This is a genomic window from Sulfuricurvum sp. RIFCSPLOWO2_12_FULL_43_24, from assembly GCF_001829605.1.
Classification (GTDB): domain Bacteria; phylum Campylobacterota; class Campylobacteria; order Campylobacterales; family Sulfurimonadaceae; genus Sulfuricurvum.
In genome coordinates, this window is the sequence record NZ_MIBT01000049.1 from 50850 (window position 1) to 51314 (window position 465).

Here is a 465-nt window from a genome sequence, read left to right on the forward strand (position 1 = left end):
ACTCATGGAGATGTTGGATGATTATCTCCTCTCCAAAGAGGTACAAAACCGAATGAAAGAGAGCTTTACTCCGATCAAAGTATCACTCGATGACTTATGATTTAGAATTTCATCCCGCCGCACTCAAAGAGTGGAATGATCTGGGAGCAACCATCAAAGAGCAGTTCAAAAAAAAGCTCAAACAACGGCTCGAAAATCCAAAAGTTCCCAAAGACAAACTGAGCGGATTTGAATCAGTTTATAAGATCAAACTCAAAACAGCAGGATACCGACTCGCTTACGAAGTCAAAGACGAAGCCATCGTTATTCTTGTCCTTGCAATCGGGAAAAGAGAAAATAATAAAGTGTACAATTTATTACACTCTCGAACATGATATATACCCATTTTAGCTATAATCACGAAAATTAAATAGATTGCAGGTCATTTTTGTTCAATATCCCCAATATCTTAGCATTTATCCGCCT

The 465-nt window shown here is 37.8% G+C and carries 1 protein-coding gene and 1 pseudogene; both read left to right on the forward strand.

Features of this window, described 5'->3' with window-relative positions; translation table 11 throughout:
• Positions 1-100, forward strand: a pseudogene (locus A3G19_RS12130) (antitoxin); the annotation flags it as partial.
• Complete coding sequence (locus A3G19_RS05045) at positions 90-374, forward strand: type II toxin-antitoxin system RelE/ParE family toxin (protein WP_294870921.1); 285 nt, start codon at positions 90-92, stop codon at positions 372-374. The pseudogene A3G19_RS12130 and the gene A3G19_RS05045, both read left to right, overlap by 11 nt.
• Positions 375-465 lie beyond the last annotated feature (91 nt).